1 rRNA gene is annotated in these 235 nt (G+C 55.3%); it reads left to right on the forward strand.

The window, feature by feature from the left end:
• Window positions 1–235 (forward strand): 16S ribosomal RNA (locus WFP70_RS26730); the annotation flags it as partial.

The following is a 235-nucleotide window of genomic DNA, read 5'->3' on the forward strand; positions in this document are numbered from 1 at the left end:
AGGCAGCAGTGGGGAATATTGCACAATGGGCGCAAGCCTGATGCAGCCATGCCGCGTGTATGAAGAAGGCCTTCGGGTTGTAAAGTACTTTCAGCGGGGAGGAAGGCGATGAGGTTAATAACCGCATCGATTGACGTTACCCGCAGAAGAAGCACCGGCTAACTCCGTGCCAGCAGCCGCGGTAATACGGAGGGTGCAAGCGTTAATCGGAATTACTGGGCGTAAAGCGCACGCA

This window comes from Pantoea sp. USMM079, from assembly GCF_037153115.1.
GTDB lineage: Bacteria > Pseudomonadota > Gammaproteobacteria > Enterobacterales > Enterobacteriaceae > Pantoea > Pantoea communis.